The sequence below is a fragment of the Sinomicrobium weinanense genome, assembly GCF_018863395.1.
Taxonomy (GTDB): Bacteria; Bacteroidota; Bacteroidia; order Flavobacteriales; family Flavobacteriaceae; genus Sinomicrobium; species Sinomicrobium weinanense.
The window spans coordinates 1,274,506-1,291,566 of sequence record NZ_JAHKRR010000001.1 but is presented as its reverse complement, the minus strand read 5'-3'; the positions used below and the strand labels follow the sequence as shown (position 1 = coordinate 1,291,566).

Sequence of the window (17,061 nt, the reverse complement as noted above, 5' to 3'; positions counted from 1 at the left end):
CAAAGTAGTTAACATTAATCGTGCCATTGGTCCAGGACTTCCAGGATTGTGGCACACCCTTTCCGTATTTCTTCTTCCGAGATCGTGAGGGGAGGGGTGATCCTTACAGCTTTGGTCTCGAAAAGCAGCCAGAACAGCAGCAATCCTTTCTCCAGCGAGCGGAGAATGATATGGCTGGCCAGTTCGGCGCTTTCTGTCATTATGGCAAGCATCAGGCCCTTTCCTCTTACCTCCGTGATGCGCGGGTGAACGAGCAGTTCCCGGAACAGTTTTTCTTTCTTCAGGGTATCTTCCATGAGTGTGGTTTGCGTCACTTCTTTCAGGGTGGCCAGGCATGCTGACGCTATGACAGGATTTCCGCCAAAGGTGGTGACATGTCCCAGTTTGGGCTTGTCTTTCAGGGTTTCCATCATGGATGTTGACGCGCTGAAAGCGCCTACGGGCATTCCGCCACCCATACCTTTTCCCATGACCAGGATATCGGGGACCATACCGAAATGTTCGAACCCGAACAGTTTTCCGGTACGCCCGAAACCGGGTTGTATTTCGTCGAGTATCAGCAGTGTTCCGGTCTTGTTGCATCGTTCTCTCACTTTGAGGAGATAATCGTTCTCCGGCAGGATAAACCCGGCACCTCCCTGTATGGTTTCCAGGAGGACAGCTGCGGTCTTTTCCGTTATTTTTTCGAGGTCTTTTTCCCTGTTGAAGGTGATAAACCTGCTACCGGGGATGAGTGGCCGGAAGGCCTGTCTCCTTTCTTCCCTTCCCATAACGCTCATAGAGCCCTGTGTATTGCCGTGATAGGCGTCCCGGGCTGCAATGATCTCGCTGCGGCCGGTAACCCTTTTGGCCAGTTTCAGAGCGCCTTCGATGGCTTCAGTCCCAGAATTGACCAGGTAAGTGGTCTCCAGCGGATCGGGGAGGTGCGATGCCAGCAGTTTGGTGAGTTCAACAGCCGGTTGCTGGATAAACTCCCCGTAAACCATGACATGCATATAGCTTTCGGCCTGCTCTTTTACGGCATTGACCACTTTGGGGTGACTGTGCCCCAGGGTATTGGCAGACACGCCCGCAATGAAATCGAGATGGGCCTTGCCTGAAGTGTCATAAATATAACTGCCCGTGGCGTGCGATATCTCCAGGGCCAGGGGATGGGGCGAGGTCTGTGCCTGGTAATGTAAGAAATCCTGTTTCATTTGTCTGTTTTTGGAGTCCCAAGCCCGATGTCGGAAGTCGGAAGTTCGAGGTTTTGGTTAAATCTACTGCTGACTTTTAACTTCGGACTTCGAATTTCCGGACGTATTTTCTTCTTTAGGCCGTGGTGAAATGGAATCGGTTTTTTGGAGAGGCGTAATACTGTCCCGGGAGATCCCTGTTGAAATACTGTCCATGGCTTGCCGTACGGGCTTCCGGGTGTCCAGGGAATCCCTGTTTTCTTTTCCTGGGATCGTATCTCTTTCCTTTTGGGCCGTATTCGTGGTATCCTTATCTTCTGCAGATATACTGTCCGTAACTTTTGCCGGTGGAGGAACGGGATTTCGCGGCGGCAGGCTCTGGTGGACGGAATCCATAGCACGGCGGTATTCTTCTTCTTCGGCCTGGATGTCTATGGGGTTGTCTATCCCACGTATTTTTACGAGTTCTATATTATTGTCCTTTTCGTCAAAGATATCGTCTTTAGAGCGGATCATTTCATCACCATACCAGACAAATCCGCGTAGTTTACGGGCATTTTCCGGCAGGTCGCTTTCGGGGTAAAGCACGGCATCCGGGTTGATAAAATAGGAAATGTCCTGTATTTCATTATTTTCCAGGGTAAACTGGAGGTTACCGCTCACGTGTTTGTCAATGCCTATGAGCTCGTTCTTGTCGTTACGGGTGTAATAGATGGATTCGGCATTTTTGATGATGTCCACGACGCGTAGTTCGTTGTCCTCAAAATAACCCAGGAGCTCCTTGCCCTTGATCTGGTTGTAGCCCGAGGCGGTCAATGTATCCTTTTGTACGACAAAGGAATTGTCCCATACGTGGAGTGAATCGAGCTTTTCGGTTTCGGGATTGGAGAGCAGGTTTATGCTGTCGCCCGTCATCTGTGTTTTTCCGGACCACAATATGGGCCTTGTAATGAGTTGTGTGATCCCGGTTTTCTGGTCGGAATGGATAGAATCGCACTTACCGCTCAGGTCCGATTTGTAAAAGCGGGCTTCGCGGAAGGCCCGGATAATACGGTGTTCCGGTTTTCCCGTGACCATGAGCGTGTCTCCGTGAATGTATATGGAGTCTTTTTCCACCAGGTTTACGGCTACGGCCCTTTTGGTGATAAACACGGAATCCTTTTCCTTGAATACCTCTGCATAGTGCCCTTTTACAATGCCCTTGTTGATCGTATCTGTTATTTTTATATTATTGGTTGCCGAGGCAAAATTCTTCGCCTTGTGAAAATACAGGCTGTCACCGTTAATGATCCGGTTGTTGTAATCTACCCGGGAGTTTTTCACGAAGTAACCCTCTTCCTGCTCGGTTTTGTAAAACCCTCTTTCGCAATAGATGGTATAATCCTTTCCGATGATGGTAGAAGGGCCGAACATGTAGGCATGTTTGGTCGTAGGGTAATAATCCAGTCTCAGGGAATGGAGCTGGGCTTCCGGATTGTTGAGCGTAACATCGTTGCGGAACTGGTATTTTTTCAGGGTCAGGAAATAGCGCCCTTTCTTGCTGGTGAGGACATTGGTAGTGTCTTTTATGGTACCGAAAGAATTGTAGTAGGCTTCCTGTTTCTTTCTGTCAAAATACAGGGTGTCGGTAGTGAGCGTCATGTCCGGGTTTTGCAATACCACATCTTCTTTGGCCAGGGCCAGCTTGGTGTTGCCGTCATACTCGATGTAGCCGCTGTTCATCTGTATGGTGTCGCCTTGTTGAAGGAACACATTTCCAAAGGCCTTGAGCAGGTTTTCTTTCTGATAGAAAACAGCCAGGTCGCACCAGAGATCGATACCTTCGTGTTCGAACTGAACCTGCCTGTCGTCCCTGCTGAAAATAGAAGCCCCGGGGTATTTCTCTTCATTCTGGTTGTATTCCCCGCTATATACAATATTGATCTTCTTCTTCTTTTCCTGTGCATTAGATATTATGGAAAAGAGGATGAGAAGGGCAAGGGATATTTTTTTCAGATAAATCGGCACGCCTTGAAATTTGTTCCAAAAATAGGCTTTTTTGAACAGGAAATTGCGGATTTAAGAGGAAATTAATAGTGGTTGAAGGTTGAATTGAAAGTTACAGGTTACAGGTTTTAATAAGAGATGATGATTTTCCCTTTATCAAAACCTGCAACTTGTAACCTGTAACCTGTAATTATTTAATCTACCGGTTAATAGTCTGTGTCCTGTCCGGGCCTACGGAAACAATTTTAACCGGGACCTCCAGCTCTTCTTCAATAAAGCTGATATAGTCTTTAAAGGCCTGTGGAAATTGAGATTCATCTGTCATTCGGGTCAGGTCTTCTTTCCAGCCTTTCATCGTTTTGTATATGGGAGAAAGATTTTCTTCCTCGATATTAAAAGGCAGGTGAGAGATTTCTTTCCCCTTATATTTATAAGCCGTGCAGACCTTCAGGGTGTCGAAGCCGCTTAATACATCTCCCTTCATCATCATCAGTTGGGTTACTCCATTTACCTGTACGGCATATTTCAGGGCTACGAGATCTAACCAGCCACATCGCCGCGGCCGGCCGGTGACAGCTCCGAATTCGTTTCCGTTTTTTGCCATGGCCTTTCCTGTTTCGTCAAACAGTTCCGTAGGGAAAGGGCCACTTCCCACACGGGTAGTATAGGCTTTGAATATACCGTATACCTCACCGATCTGGTTGGGGGGGATGCCCAGGCCTGTACAAGCTCCGGCGGCCGTAGTGTTGCTGGAAGTGACGAACGGATAAGTACCGAAATCTATATCGAGCAACGACCCCTGTGCACCTTCGGCAAGAATGGTCTTATGGTCCTTTTGTGCCTGATGAAGAAATTCTTCAGAATCTATAAAGGTCAGGGTTTTCAGTTCTTCTACGGCTTCGAAAAATTCTTTTTCAAGTTCATCCAGGTTGTATTGGATGTCCACATCATAATGAGAAATGATGGATTCGTGTTTGTCTGCCAGATTTCTGTATCTTTCCTGCCAATCGGCCATTTCCAGGTCGCCTATACGCAAACCGTTACGTCCGGTTTTGTCCATGTATGTAGGACCTATTCCCTTTAAGGTAGAGCCTATCTTTGCTTTTCCCTTGGAGGCTTCGGAGGCTGCGTCCAACAGGCGGTGCGTAGGCAAAATGATATGGGCTTTTCTCGATATGATGAGTTTTTTCCTGTAATCGAGATCAAACTTTTTAAGCCCTTCCAGTTCTTTTACAAATACCACGGGATCAATAACCACTCCGTTTCCTATGAGGTTGATGGAATTTTCGTGAAAAATCCCGGAAGGAATGGTTCTTAATACGTGTTTAATGCCATCAAATTCCAGGGTGTGCCCTGCATTGGGACCGCCCTGAAACCGGGCGATGATGTCGTAATTTTTAGTGAGAACGTCTACGATCTTGCCTTTTCCCTCGTCTCCCCACTGGAGCCCGAGTAGTAAATCTACTGCCATTGTCTTGTTCGTGTTAGTCTTGTCTTTTGAATTAATGCAATATGTTGGCCTCCATCAGGTAAGGTTAGCTCCCCGGCGCGGCAGGACCGCGCATCCCGACGGATGACCTGTGTTGTAACTATTTCTGTCGTTTTTATGGTTTTTCTTCTTCTTTGGTAGCGTAAAAATACAGGGAGTGGTTGTGTATCTTAATGTTGAACACTTCCTCTATGGTTTGTTTTATGGACTGGATGCGAGGGTCGCAAAACTCCATAACCTCACCGGTATCGGTAAGGATCACATGGTCGTGCTGCCTGTCAAAATACGATTTTTCGTAATGGGCCTGGTTCTGGCCAAACTGGTGTTTCCTGGCCAGGCCGCATTCCAGAAGCAGTTCTATGGTGTTGTACAGGGTGGCCCTGCTTACCCGGTAGTTCTTGTTCTTCATTTTTATATAAAGCGACTCTATGTCGAAATGATCGTCACTTTCATATATTTCCTGGAGTATAGCGTAGCGCTCAGGAGTCTTCCTGTGGCCGTTGTCTTCAAGGAAGCGGGTGAAGACATTTTTCACTATCTCTTGGTTCTTTTTATTGGTCATAACAGAAGGCATATCAAAAAGAATTAACACACAAACTTACATATTTTTTTTTCGTTTCTGCACAGTTTGTCAAAACCGGAAAATATGTAAAGGATTAATATTGAATCGGTAACTCATATGATGCTACCGATTTTTAACGTTTTTAGATGAAAATGTACGGCCGGAAACCGTATTTTCATATCCGGGCCCTCCCCGGGGGGGAAGCATACCGGAATATTGGCCGTACAAAGATACGCAAAGATTTTGGTTTCCCTGGCTTTAGTTTTATTGTGATCGACAGTCGTATTTCCCTCTCCCATCAACAGGTTAACGGAAATTTATACCAGTCACAATCAATCCCGATCAACCCGGTTGCTGAGCAGGGCCGAAGCACCGACTACATCCTGGACACCTTGTCGATCCCGTTTACCTTTTTAAGGTTATCAATAAGTTTTTTGAGAATGGTGTTATTTTTCACTACTACCGTGATCTTGCCCGAAAACACCCCGTCATTGGTGTCGAAATTAATATTTTTCATATTGACGTGCATATTGTTGGAGATCACTTTGGTAACATTGTTCACCAGGCCCATATTGTCTATTCCCGAGAGGTTGAGCATCACGATGAATTCCTGTTGTGTGGAATCTATCCATTTTGCGGGGATAATCCTGTAAGCATAGTTAGACTGCATGGCAATGGCATTCGGACAGTCTTTTTTGTGCACTTTAATGCCTTCGTTTACAGTGATAAAACCAAAGACATCGTCTCCCGGAATGGGGTTGCAGCAATTAGAGAGCTTGTAGCTGAGTTTTTCCTCTTCCCTGCCGAAGACGAGCAGGTCGTACTTTGCAATGACTTCTTCCTTGTTCAGGTCTTCCTGGACGGCTGGAGGAGCTTTACGGATACGGTTCTTGAAGAAATTGATAAATGTATTGGTACGCGAAGCCGCAAAGTTTTTAAGCATCTGGTTGTCAATCGTACCGATACCTACACGGAAAAAGAGGTCCAGGCTGGTCTTGAGTTTAAAATAGTTGACCAGTTCGTTGACCACTTTTTCATTGAGCGTGATCTTCAGGTGCCTCAGTTTACGGCGTAGCAATTCTTTACCTTCTTCACCGATCTGCTTCTTGTCTTCCTTCAGGGAGGTCTTTATCTTGGACCTGGCCCTGGCGGTTGTGGCATAATCGAGCCAGTTGGCATTGGGTTTGGATTGTTTGGACGTTATGATCTCTACCTGGTCACCGCTTTTCAGCTCATAGCTGAGGGGTACCAGTTTTCCGTTGACCCTGACTCCGCGGGTGCGCATGCCGATCTCGGTATGTATGTTAAAAGCGAAATCGAGTGCCGTTGCTCCTTTGGGAAGGGATTTTAGCTCTCCCTTGGGCGTAAATACAAATATTTCTTTGGAATAGAGGTTTAATTTAAATTCTTCCACAAAGTCCACTGCGTTCGAATTGGGGTTTTCCAGGGCTTCCTGTAAGCGGTTTAGCCATACTTCGATGCCTTGTTCTTTCTGTTCGCCATGTTTATATTTGAAATGTGCGGCATAACCCTTTTCCGCGATCTCGTGCATGCGTTCACTGCGTATCTGTACTTCCACCCAGCGCCCTTTCGGTCCCATTACCGTGATATGCAGGGCCTCATAGCCGGTAGATTTGGGTGAGGATATCCAGTCGCGAAGCCTCACAGGGTTGGGGCGGAAGTGATCGGTGACAATGGAATATATTTTCCAGGCGAGGAACTTTTCGTTGGCCGAATCGGATTTGTAGATGATCCGGATGGCAAACTTGTCGTAGACCTCATCATAGCTCACATTTTGGGCCTTCATTTTTCTCCGTATTGAAAATACGGATTTCGGCCGCCCTTTGATTTGGTAGTTCAGCCCCTCCTTGTCGAGGCTTTCTTTAATAACATCGGTAAAGGAGGCGATGTAGGCTTTCTGGTCTTCCTTGCTTTCTTCTACCTTGCTGAGGATATCGTTATAGACTTCCGGCTCGGTATATTTCAGCCCGAGGTCCTCAAGTTCGGTCTTGATATTGTACAGGCCGATACGATGGGCCAGGGGAGCGTAGATATAGAGGGTTTCTGAAGCAATCTTTACCTGTTTGTGCTCGGGCATGGCCTCCATGGTCTGCATATTGTGCAGGCGGTCCGCGATCTTAATAATGATTACCCTTACATCGTCGTTCAGCGTGAGCAGCATTTTCCGGAAGTTCTCGGCCTGGAGGGAAATATCCTTTTCTTTACTGAGGTGGGAGATCTTGGTTAGCCCGTCAACAATAATAGCCACGGTCTTACCAAACATGTCCTCAATGTCTTTCAGCGAATATTCGGTGTCCTCTACCACATCGTGCAGCAGGGCAGCGGCAATGGAAGTGGCATCCAGCCCGATTTCCGAAGCCACGATCTTGGCCACGGCTATGGGATGGAAGATATAGGCTTCCCCGCTCTTGCGCCGCTGGTTTTTATGGGCATCAACAGCCGTGTCAAACGCTTTCCGGATCAATTTTTTGTCTTCATCGGTAAGCGTTTGATAACTGATGCGAAGCAGTTCTTTATATTGCTTGGCAATTTCCTTGTTCTCTTTTTCCGTATCAATCACTACTGCCATAATTGGGCTGTTGTTTTATCGGTTACAGGGCTTGCGTACATTCCGGTTATTCTCGGTCCGGCTCCATGCCCTTATATAAAGTTAGTAAAACTTTTATAATTAAATAGCAAAATCCATGCCTTTTACACCCCCCCTGCCCCCCTCAAGGGGGGAGCCTTATTTCTTTTAAAAAGAGGAACAATTCCCCCTTGAGGGGGGCAGGGGGATGTTCTCTCTCCTTAACTCCGAACTAAGTTCTGAACCCGTTGTAAAAGGGTGGGGTGAGAGTAATGCATTTTTACGTAGGCCTGATGTGGGGTGAGATTGCTCAGGCTGTTCCGGGAGAGTTTTTTCAGGGAGGTGATTAGCGGTTCACCGGCAAAAGTTTCCCTGGCATAGTTGTCTGCCTGGTACTCGAACTTCCGTGATATGTAATTCATGATAAGCCCGGTGAGTTCCGAAACCGGGCTGTACAGGATGCCAAATGCGATCAGGCCGATATGAAAACTCTGCTGCGGCACGCCCAGGGCATAAGACAATTCGGGGATATTGATGCAAAGCGATAATATATAAAGTGTAAAACCGGTGAGCAATATCGAAGCCAGCATGTTGAAAAGGATGTGTTTCTTCCGGTAATGGCCTACTTCATGTGCCAGGACGGCCACGATCTCGTCGGTGTCCAGGTCCTTTATAAGCGTGTCGTAGAGGGTGATCCGCTTCTGGTTGCCAAAACCGGAAAAATAAGCGTTGGCCTTGGTAGACCTTTTGGAGCCGTCGATAACGAATATTTTTTCGAGGGTAAAACCCACTTGGGAAGCGTACTTTTCGATAGCAGTTTTGAGCTCGCCTTCTTCCAGGGGTGTTTGTTTGTTGAAAAGAGGTACGATAAGCCTGCTGTAAAACATGTTCATAAATATGGTAAAGATGGCAATGGCGCCCCAGGCGTACAGCCAGAAATGTTTTCCGGCTACCTGGTAAAACCAGATGATAAGTGCCAGAACGCCCCCGCCGAGTACGGCTGTCATGGCCCAGCCTTTCAGTTTGTCGAGGAAAAAAGTTTTCCGCGTGGTTTTGTTAAAGCCGAATTTTTCTTCGATGACAAAAGTGTGGTAGTACGAAAAAGGAGTAGTAATAATATCACTGGCAAACATAATAATACCGAAGAAAACCAGGGCAATAACGATCGGATGGTCCGAGATCCCCCGGGCGATGTGGTCGACGTATTCAAACCCGTCCAGAAAGAAAAAAGCGAGGGTAAGCACTAGCGAAAATACGGATGAAACCACCGAAAATTTATAATTGGTCTTTTTGTAGGCCTGGGATTTGGCGTATTTCTCTTCGTCATATACGTCGTCCAGTTCCGGGGGAACGGGATCGTCATAATGCTTTGCATTGAGATAATCGAGTGCCTGGTCGATAATAAATTCCAGCACCAGTATGCCGATGATAATGTAAAACAAAGTTGTCGGTGTCATCGTTTTTTTAGATTGGTATGATGGGCAAACTTCGTGAAAGTATATCAGATAATCAAAGACTATAAATAATAATCCCTGGGGAGGGATAGAATGGAACAATGCTTATTTAAACCCCCGTTGCCGTTTCGCTTCGAAAATAAGGATAGCGGCGCTAACAGAAACGTTCATGGAGTCGATCTCGCCCTGCATGGGGATAATGATATTGCGGTCGGAATGTTGCAACCATTCGTCACTCAGTCCGGTGGCTTCCGTACCGACCACGATGGCAGTCGGAACCGTAAAATCTGTGGTATGATAGTCAACGGATGCAGTGAGCGCCGCACAATTAATATTTATTCCTTTTTCTTTCAGGAAGCCTATAACCTCTGCCGTGTTACCCACAGCGATCGTTCGGGTAAATACACAGCCTACACTGGAGCGAATAATGTTGGGGTTATAGAGGTCTGTTTTGGGATTGGCAATGATCACGGCATCCACATCGGCTGCATCGGCCGTGCGGAGCAATGCTCCGATATTTCCGGGTTTTTCCGGGGCTTCGGCTACGAGGATAAGCGGCTCCTTCCTTTTAAAAGAGATCGTATCGAGGGAATGCCCCCTGCTCCGTGCGATGGCCAGGACACCTTCTGTGGTTTCCCGGTATGCGATTTTCTGGTATACCTCTTTGGAAATACTGATGATTTCGGGACGGGGGGAAGTGGTGTCGAGAAGGCTTTCAATTTCATTAACAGGACAGATATCCGGATAGATAAATACGGAAGTAAGGGAATAATTACCTTTTAGGGCAAGGGACAGTTCTCTTTTACCCTCCAGGACAAACAGCCCGGAAGTCTTTCTGGCCCTTGATTTTTCCTTGAGCTGGACAACCTGTTTTATTAATGGGTTTTGGACACTGCTGATCGTTTTCAATACCGGAGGTTTTCCGGCAAAAATACGAAATCTTATGGCAGTTGTGGGAGTAATTGCATTTAAACCAGTTGCTGGCCTTTAGCATTGACCAGGTGGATGCCATTGATACCACCAGGGCGGTAAAATATATCCTTACGTGGTTTGACCGGCCTCGTGTCCAGGTCAGAGAGATCGGCATCCGGCGAACACAAATGTTCGACTTCCTCCGGCCATTTAAACTTTTTTGCCTGTTTGCGTAAGGCCCTGTCGAGGAGCGGGCCACCTGCCAGCCATTTCCCTACATTGCTGATCGGGTCTAATATCCAATAGAGGAAGAAACCTTGATCCCGGTGTCGTTGTGCCGCGGGGCTGGGTGGGCGAATAGCATCCTGAGGAACCTTGTCCGGGTCTGGTTGTACTGCGTCCAAGCCTTGCTCCATATAACGGCGATAAAATTCCAAACGTCCCAAACTGCCATACATTCCCGGGTCGCGCCAGTCCATATGGCCTTGAACAAGATAAGGTTTGCCACGATGGATTTTTTTCAATTGGTCATCATTAAACTCTTCTCTTTCCACTTCTGGAATGGGAAAAAATAATTCCAGGTTATGCCCGGCAATGCTGGAGCTAAGAAATGGTTTTACATCCCGCCATGCTACCGTTGCTGCCTTGTTCTTTCCCCTTCCTATATGGAGTAGTTGTGCACGCCGATTAAAACGTACCCCTCCTTGCCCGATGCCAAAGAAAAATATAAAGAAAAAGCCCCAGGCCATTGCCGGAAGAAACAAAAAGCCCCAGGAGAAATTACCATTGGCGATCAGATGATAGAAGAACAAGATCAGGCCGAAATTATGAAAAAAGAACACAATGTATAATATGTAATCCCCCCTCACCGATTCATCATCCGATACCTCGATAAATATATCGTTGTATTTTTTATTATTACTAAGGTCGTCATGGAATACTGCATCCTCCGGCCACATGGCAATATCTATATCGAGGAGCTCGCTATATTCGCTATTTGCCCTTAGGTTGTTTAACCGGGTTTCAAAATCCAAATTATTCTTTTGTTCGTTTATCTCCGTCATTATAGCTGTTAAATTGAAAGCAGTCGAAAGGAGCTACTTCATAGCCCCCCCGACTGCTTTTGATAGTGAATCATATGTTAACGTTTTGCTTCGTATTTACCCATATAACGCTTCCACAACACGGTCTGGTGCGATTCCAGGCTTATTTCCCGGCCCTGGATAAAGGCGTGGGAGAGGGTATTGGTACGCATATCGAGTGCATCGCCCTCCGATATGAACAAAGTGGCGTCTTTCCCGGTTTCCAGTGTTCCGGCAAGATCGTCTATACCGAGTATTTTGGCATTGTTTTCTGTGATAAGCTGCACTGCTTTTTCCCGGTCCAGTCCGTAAGCTGCACAGGTGCCTGCATAGAAAGGTAGGTTACGGCTGTTCATGCGTTCCATGGCACCGCTCATTTCCAGTCCGGTCAGTATGCCTTTGTCGTTCAGTATTTTGGCCAGCATATAAGGTCGTTTTACATCGGTGTCTTCCCCTGAAGGAAGCCTGTGTGGCCTGCTGATCAGTACGGGGATATTATGCTTTACCAGGAGATCGGCCACTTTATCGGCTTCATTCCCTCCAATGATAACCACTTTTTGAATCCCGTTGGCCTTGGCGAAGTTTACAGCATCGGTGATCTCCTTCGCTCCGTCGGCATTGATAAACAGCTTTTGTGAACCGTCAAAAAGACCTTCGACAGCCTCGAATGGCAGGTTTTTCGGAGAGCGTTTTCCCTTGAGGTAGGCTTTGGCCCCTGAGAGGAAATTTTTCAACTTTTCCACGTCCTTGTCGTAGTCCTTGTTTGGCTTAAATTCAGTGGGGCCGCTAAAGCTCCATCCGGCCGACTGAAAAGCATTGGGCCAGTGTACATGAATACCGTCGTCTGTCTTTATCGAAGCATCTTCCCAGTTCCACGCATCGAGCTGAACCACGGAGGATGTCCCGGAGATCAGTCCGCCCCGGGGAGCTACCTGGGCCATGAGTATACCGTTGGGCCTGCAGCTTTCTGTTACTTTGGATTCGGCATTATAGGCGATAAGGCTTCTCACATGAGGAATGAGCTCTCCTGTATCAGCCTGGTCGTTGCTGGCTCTTACCGCATCGACTTCTACCAGCCCCAGGGTGGAGTTGGCTGCGATAAACCCGGGATATACGTGTTTTCCGGAAGCGTCTATGACCTTGTCGTATTCAGAGGCCGATGCCCCCGATTGCGGGCCTGCATAGGTGATCTTTCCTGCCTTGAACCCAATGGCACTGTTTTCTATAACGCTACCGTTGCCCACGTGTGCCGTAGCCCCGGTGATGAGGATGGATTCGGTCTGTTCTGGCGCCGGGGTTTGTTGGGCAAAGGTGAGAGCACTTACAAACAGGGCTAATATGTATAATGTGTTTTTCATTGTAGACATAAACTTTATTTTGTGAAGATTAAATTCCATATACTTCAGTATCACAGTGGAAATGTTTATCCTCTTTCTTTTTCGGAGCCTGTGTTTTTTCGCCTTTGTTCTTGGCCTCTAACATCTGGTTAATGAGTCTGTTCCGCTCCTGTGCAATACTTTGCTGCCGTTGTTTCATGTTTTCATAATCGTAGTAAGGAACCCCTTCGATAAATGTCTTTTCGGCAATGGCATAGATAGACAGCGGGTGATCGCTCCACAACACCAGGTCGGCATCTTTTCCGGCCTTGATACTGCCCACCCTCTGGTCCAGGTGCAGCATTTTAGCGGGGTTGATAGTGACCATTTTCCAGGCTTCCTCTTCCGAAACACCTCCGTATTTCACCGTTTTTCCGGCTTCCTGGTTAAGTCTCCTGGACATTTCGGCATCGTCGGAATTGATGGCCACATTGAGTCCCTGGCTTTGCATGATGGCTGCATTATAAGGAATAGCATCGTTTACCTCGTATTTGTAGGCCCACCAGTCGGAGAAAGTGGAAGCGCCCACGACGCCGTGTTCTTTCATTTTGTCGGCTACTTTATATCCTTCGAGGATATGGGTAAAGGTATTGATGTTGAAGTCGAACCTTTCAACCACTTTCATCAGCATGTTTATTTCACTCTGTACGTAAGAGTGACAGGTAATAAAGCGTTCTTTATTAATGATCTCGGCCAGGGTTTCCATTTCGTAGTCGAAACGGTAGGGTTTGCCACTTTTCTTTTTGGCATCGTATTCTTTGGCACGCTGGAAATAATCCATATACACCTGCTCCACGCCCATTCTCGACTGCGGGAAACGAATGGTTTGCAAGTCTCCCCAGTTGGATTGTTTTACATTTTCGCCCAGGGCAAACTTGATGAACTTGGGAGAGTTTTCATAAATGAGTTGATCCGCAGGTAGTCCCCATTTTAGTTTGATGATAGCCGAACGCCCTCCGATGGGATTGGCCGAACCGTGCAATATCTGGATGGAAGTGACCCCTCCGGACAGGTTTCTGTATATATTAATATCATCGCCATCCACGACGTCTTCTATGCTCACCTCGGCTGAAGAATTATGCCCCGATTCATTGATGGAAGTCGCTGCTATATGTGAGTGTTCGTCTATAATCCCTGCGGTGAGGTGTTTTCCTGTTGCATCGATCACTTTGGCCCCTCCGGCGGACAGGTTTTTGCCAACACGGGCTATTTTTCCGTTTTTGACCAGGACATCCGTGTTCTCCAGAATACCTTCATCCTCACTGGTCCATACCGTGGCATTCTTAAAAAGTATGTTTTCCTGTTTGGGGAGTTGTGCAAAGCCATATCCATTGTTAGGAAAGGTGAGGGGAACCATCTCCGGGATAGTTTTTTCGTCCTTTTTATCGTCCTTGTCCTTTTTTTCGTAGTCAGATTTTTTGGTGGCTCTCCATGTACTTTCCGTTCCATTGGCCAGTATGGCTTTTCCGCTCAGGGAACCGGGGGCGGTCACCAGGGAGTTTAGCCGGACAAAACCCGTGTCTCCCTCTTTTTTAGGGGAAAAAGCAAGATTAAACCAGCCCTTGCTATAAGTGAGCTTGGTTTTTAATGTTGTTGTATCCGATTTTAATTCGGCCTTGGGTTTGGCAGGTTCACCTGTGATTTTCAGTTTGTAGGTGTTTCCTCCAATGGCAAGATCGTATTCGCCCCGGACGTCAATGAGGCTCATATCATTGATGGTGTGTTTGTCTCCCTGTACCCAGTTCTCGTACAGTGTGGTTTTCTTGTCAAAAATATCACCCGAGGTGATGAGGAAGTTTGCGTAGCTTCCGTTTTTCAGAGAACCGATCACCTCCGATTTGCCTAAAAGTCCCGCGGGAATCGTGGTAAGGGCTTCCAGTGCTTTAGTTTTGTCCAGGCCGTAATCTATGGCCTTCATGAGATTGGCTTTAAAATCGGCTGTTTTTTTCAGGCCGGCAAGGGTAAAGGCAAACGGAATATCGTTTTTGGCCAGTGCTGCAGGATTTCCGGGAGCCTGGTTCCACAGGCGCATATCGGACAGAGCCACTTTTCCCGCCTGATTGGGATCGGAAACATCATAGGCCTCAGGGAAATCCAGGGGAAGGATAAAGCTGGCTCCGGTGGCTTTTATTTCCCGGATACGCTGGTATTCGTCCCCGCCGCCTTTCAGGATGTATTGCAGCCCGAATTCCTTGGCGATCCTGGAGGCACGGAGGTCGTTCTGATAACCGTCCGCATCGAAGATTTGTGGCAGGTCCTTGTTGGCATTAAGCGCTTCGAGCGACATGTCCTTGTTTTCCGCATGCCCGGCAGCATACCATTTGGCATCCCGGTACATCTGGCGGAGCAGTGCCATAGCCCCCATAAGTGAGGTTGGATAGTTTTGTGCAGAAGCTACACTCTTGGCAAAGGAGAAATGCTGTGCCGCCTTCTGGCCTATGATACGCATATCACTGTTGTCGGTAGAATCAAGGGCCACCAGCACACTTGTGCCCCTTACAATGCCATCTGCAACATGGGTGTTTACCGTACCGAACCCGGCCTGGAGTAATTCCCTGGCTTTTTTGGTATCGAAAAGGAATTTATCTACCGCATTTTTTTCCGGCATAATATGGTCGTTCCAGTAAAATCCCTTGCGGGAAGCGTCGTATTGGGGCGAACGCCGCCCTCGGCCTTTTTTTGCCGGTTTTTGTACACCGAATTCACTGTACATGTCTATGAAAGAAGGATAAATGTGCTTTCCCTTCAGATCAATGACCTGGCTGTTGTCCGGGACAGAGACCCCGTTCCCGGCAGCAACCACCTTTCCCTTTTGTATAAGAAGGGTGCCGTTGTCTATTACCTGTGTGGGAGTTACGTAGATCCTGGCATTGGTAAATGCCGTGTAGTTGTTGTCTGTGGTTTTAACACCGTCGTTCTTTGGAAAATACTCCTGTGCGTGCAGGGTAATCGAACACAGGAATACCAGTAATAATACGGGTAGCCTTTTTCTCATAACGTAAATTTGAATTAGAGTTTAGTTGGCTTAAAGTTAATATAACTGTTAAAAACCGGGAGTTAGTTAAGGAAACTTTAACTTTTGACTGCTAGTATCTGAATAAATTATGGTGAATTTTTATTTTAAACAAAATCCGGAACGGATGGCCCATCACGTAGAGGAGCACAGCTTCCTCACGTTGAGACGCACGGCCGTGCGTCTTTAAGAGGACTAGGAATATTGGATCAAGCCAATAGGGTCATTGGCCATCTATAACGGATTTTCTTTGTGGTAATTGACCAGCAACGCCACCACATAGCTATACGTTTTTATTCCCCCCGCCTGGCTGTTGGCCTTTAAATAGGCATTAAAGGTGTTTTTAAAAAAAGGTTCCACCGGATTCTCGTATTTGCGCCAGAACAAGGTCACATCAGTATAGTTTTTCAGGATACCTTTGTGCATTTGCTCCTTGAGCTTTTCAAAGGTTTCCGGATCCCTGCGGTAGGCCTCATTCAGGCAATACCGTAGCATATAAGCATATCCGGAATACCTGAAATAAATATCCTTATTACGGGTAGCCGCAAGAAAACCGATAAAATTGGCCTCGTTTTCTGCAGAATACCCGATCTGGTGTGCCTCTTCATGGCAACTGACCATAGGGTAGCGGTAATCCACTCTCAGGCCGTTTACCTGGGCTTCATTGGTAAACGGGTTCAGGTATCCGCTATATCCCATATAGGTAAGGGGAAGCGAAAAGAGGGAATTTTTCACACTTCTCGGGGCATAGGAAAACCCGGGCATCTCCTTTGCGGTTTCTGTATATCCGGAGACCGACATACGGTATATTTCTTTTCTGGAATACGGGATTTCTACCATAACGGTATCATTTCCTGTGATCTCCAGTTGTATGGCATTGGTACGGGCAATAAGGCTTTTGGTAAAATCTACCAGTTCTTCTGTGGTGTAAGTGCTGTCCATATCCAAAGACCGGTGCAGGGGGGGGCGGTAATAGTTCATGCCCCAGAACACATGAAATGCGAAATAGGCAAAAGATATGACGATCAGGACCTCCCGGAAAAAATACCAGGGCTTTCGAAGCACAGATCTCAGGTTCAGGAAAAGGAACCGGAGAATAAGGATTCCCGCAATACCGTAAAATACGTCGCCCACGGAAAAAGGGACCCATCCGAAAGCATACCGGGACCCTTTGGATATCAGCGGATAAACACCGTTACTGTAATATTTTTCGATAAAGCCCGGGGCCAGGGCCAGCAACTTTATGCCGATCACTTGCGGGATAATGGAAAGCGCAAGGAGGTTTTTCATCTTTTCTGACATGGCCTAAAAATAGGAAAATATATTGTAAGAGATGTGAGAAAGTGAGAAGGTGAGAAGGTGAGAAAGTGAGAGTATTGCAACTTGCAACCTTTTACTCTGACTCCGGTCGAAGTGCTGAAGCGG

General features: G+C 47.0%; 11 protein-coding genes. All 11 read right to left on the bottom strand.

Annotated elements, in window-relative coordinates; all coding sequences use genetic code 11:
• Positions 1 to 14: 14 nt before the first annotated feature.
• Positions 15 to 1,196, bottom strand: a complete 1,182-nt coding sequence (locus KN811_RS05530) for an aspartate aminotransferase family protein (RefSeq protein ID WP_187964840.1) — start codon at positions 1,194 to 1,196, stop codon at positions 15 to 17.
• 63 nt (positions 1,197 to 1,259) lie between these two features.
• A complete protein-coding gene (locus KN811_RS05525) occupies positions 1,260 to 3,176 on the bottom strand; it encodes an OstA-like protein (RefSeq protein WP_345725271.1) in 1,917 nt (638 codons plus the stop codon).
• Positions 3,177 to 3,360: 184 nt separating this feature from the next.
• Positions 3,361 to 4,632, bottom strand: coding sequence for an adenylosuccinate synthase (locus KN811_RS05520; protein WP_187964839.1), 1,272 nt, complete (start codon positions 4,630 to 4,632; stop codon positions 3,361 to 3,363).
• Positions 4,633 to 4,765: 133 nt separating this feature from the next.
• On the bottom strand, positions 4,766 to 5,212 hold the full coding sequence (locus KN811_RS05515; protein ID WP_187964838.1) for a Fur family transcriptional regulator: 447 nt from the start codon (positions 5,210 to 5,212) through the stop codon (positions 4,766 to 4,768).
• A gap of 376 nt (positions 5,213 to 5,588) precedes the next feature.
• Complete coding sequence (locus KN811_RS05510) at positions 5,589 to 7,802, bottom strand: RelA/SpoT family protein (RefSeq protein WP_187964837.1); 2,214 nt, start codon at positions 7,800 to 7,802, stop codon at positions 5,589 to 5,591.
• 218 nt (positions 7,803 to 8,020) lie between these two features.
• Positions 8,021 to 9,256, bottom strand: a complete 1,236-nt coding sequence (locus KN811_RS05505) for a M48 family metallopeptidase (RefSeq protein ID WP_187964836.1) — start codon at positions 9,254 to 9,256, stop codon at positions 8,021 to 8,023.
• A 102-nt stretch (positions 9,257 to 9,358) separates the two neighbouring features.
• Positions 9,359 to 10,162, bottom strand: coding sequence for a TrmH family RNA methyltransferase (locus tag KN811_RS05500; RefSeq protein ID WP_187964835.1), 804 nt, complete (start codon positions 10,160 to 10,162; stop codon positions 9,359 to 9,361).
• A 59-nt stretch (positions 10,163 to 10,221) separates the two neighbouring features.
• A complete protein-coding gene (locus KN811_RS05495; RefSeq protein WP_216334690.1) occupies positions 10,222 to 11,199 on the bottom strand; it encodes a hypothetical protein in 978 nt (325 codons plus the stop codon).
• Positions 11,200 to 11,306: 107 nt separating this feature from the next.
• The gene (locus KN811_RS05490) at positions 11,307 to 12,605 is read right to left on the bottom strand and encodes an amidohydrolase family protein (RefSeq protein ID WP_187964833.1); all 1,299 of its coding nucleotides are present in this window, start codon (positions 12,603 to 12,605) and stop codon (positions 11,307 to 11,309) included.
• Positions 12,606 to 12,633: 28 nt separating this feature from the next.
• The gene (locus tag KN811_RS05485) at positions 12,634 to 15,618 is read right to left on the bottom strand and encodes an amidohydrolase family protein (RefSeq protein ID WP_187964832.1); all 2,985 of its coding nucleotides are present in this window, start codon (positions 15,616 to 15,618) and stop codon (positions 12,634 to 12,636) included.
• A gap of 252 nt (positions 15,619 to 15,870) precedes the next feature.
• A complete protein-coding gene (locus KN811_RS05480; RefSeq protein WP_247716395.1) occupies positions 15,871 to 16,926 on the bottom strand; it encodes a DUF3810 domain-containing protein in 1,056 nt (351 codons plus the stop codon).
• Positions 16,927 to 17,061: the final 135 nt, after the last annotated feature.

Excerpts from the sequence above, each read along its gene's own strand:
- KN811_RS05530 (WP_187964840.1), bottom strand. The coding sequence starts at position 1,196 with ATGAAACAGGATTTCTTACATTACCAGGCACAGACCTCGCCCCATCCC.
- KN811_RS05520 (WP_187964839.1), bottom strand. The coding sequence starts at position 4,632 with ATGGCAGTAGATTTACTACTCGGGCTCCAGTGGGGAGACGAGGGAAAA.
- KN811_RS05515 (WP_187964838.1), bottom strand. The coding sequence starts at position 5,212 with ATGACCAATAAAAAGAACCAAGAGATAGTGAAAAATGTCTTCACCCGC.
- KN811_RS05510 (WP_187964837.1), bottom strand. The coding sequence starts at position 7,802 with ATGGCAGTAGTGATTGATACGGAAAAAGAGAACAAGGAAATTGCCAAG.
- KN811_RS05505 (WP_187964836.1), bottom strand. The coding sequence starts at position 9,256 with ATGACACCGACAACTTTGTTTTACATTATCATCGGCATACTGGTGCTG.
- KN811_RS05490 (WP_187964833.1), bottom strand. The coding sequence starts at position 12,605 with ATGAAAAACACATTATACATATTAGCCCTGTTTGTAAGTGCTCTCACC.
- KN811_RS05485 (WP_187964832.1), bottom strand. The coding sequence starts at position 15,618 with ATGAGAAAAAGGCTACCCGTATTATTACTGGTATTCCTGTGTTCGATT.
- KN811_RS05480 (WP_247716395.1), bottom strand. The coding sequence starts at position 16,926 with ATGAAAAACCTCCTTGCGCTTTCCATTATCCCGCAAGTGATCGGCATA.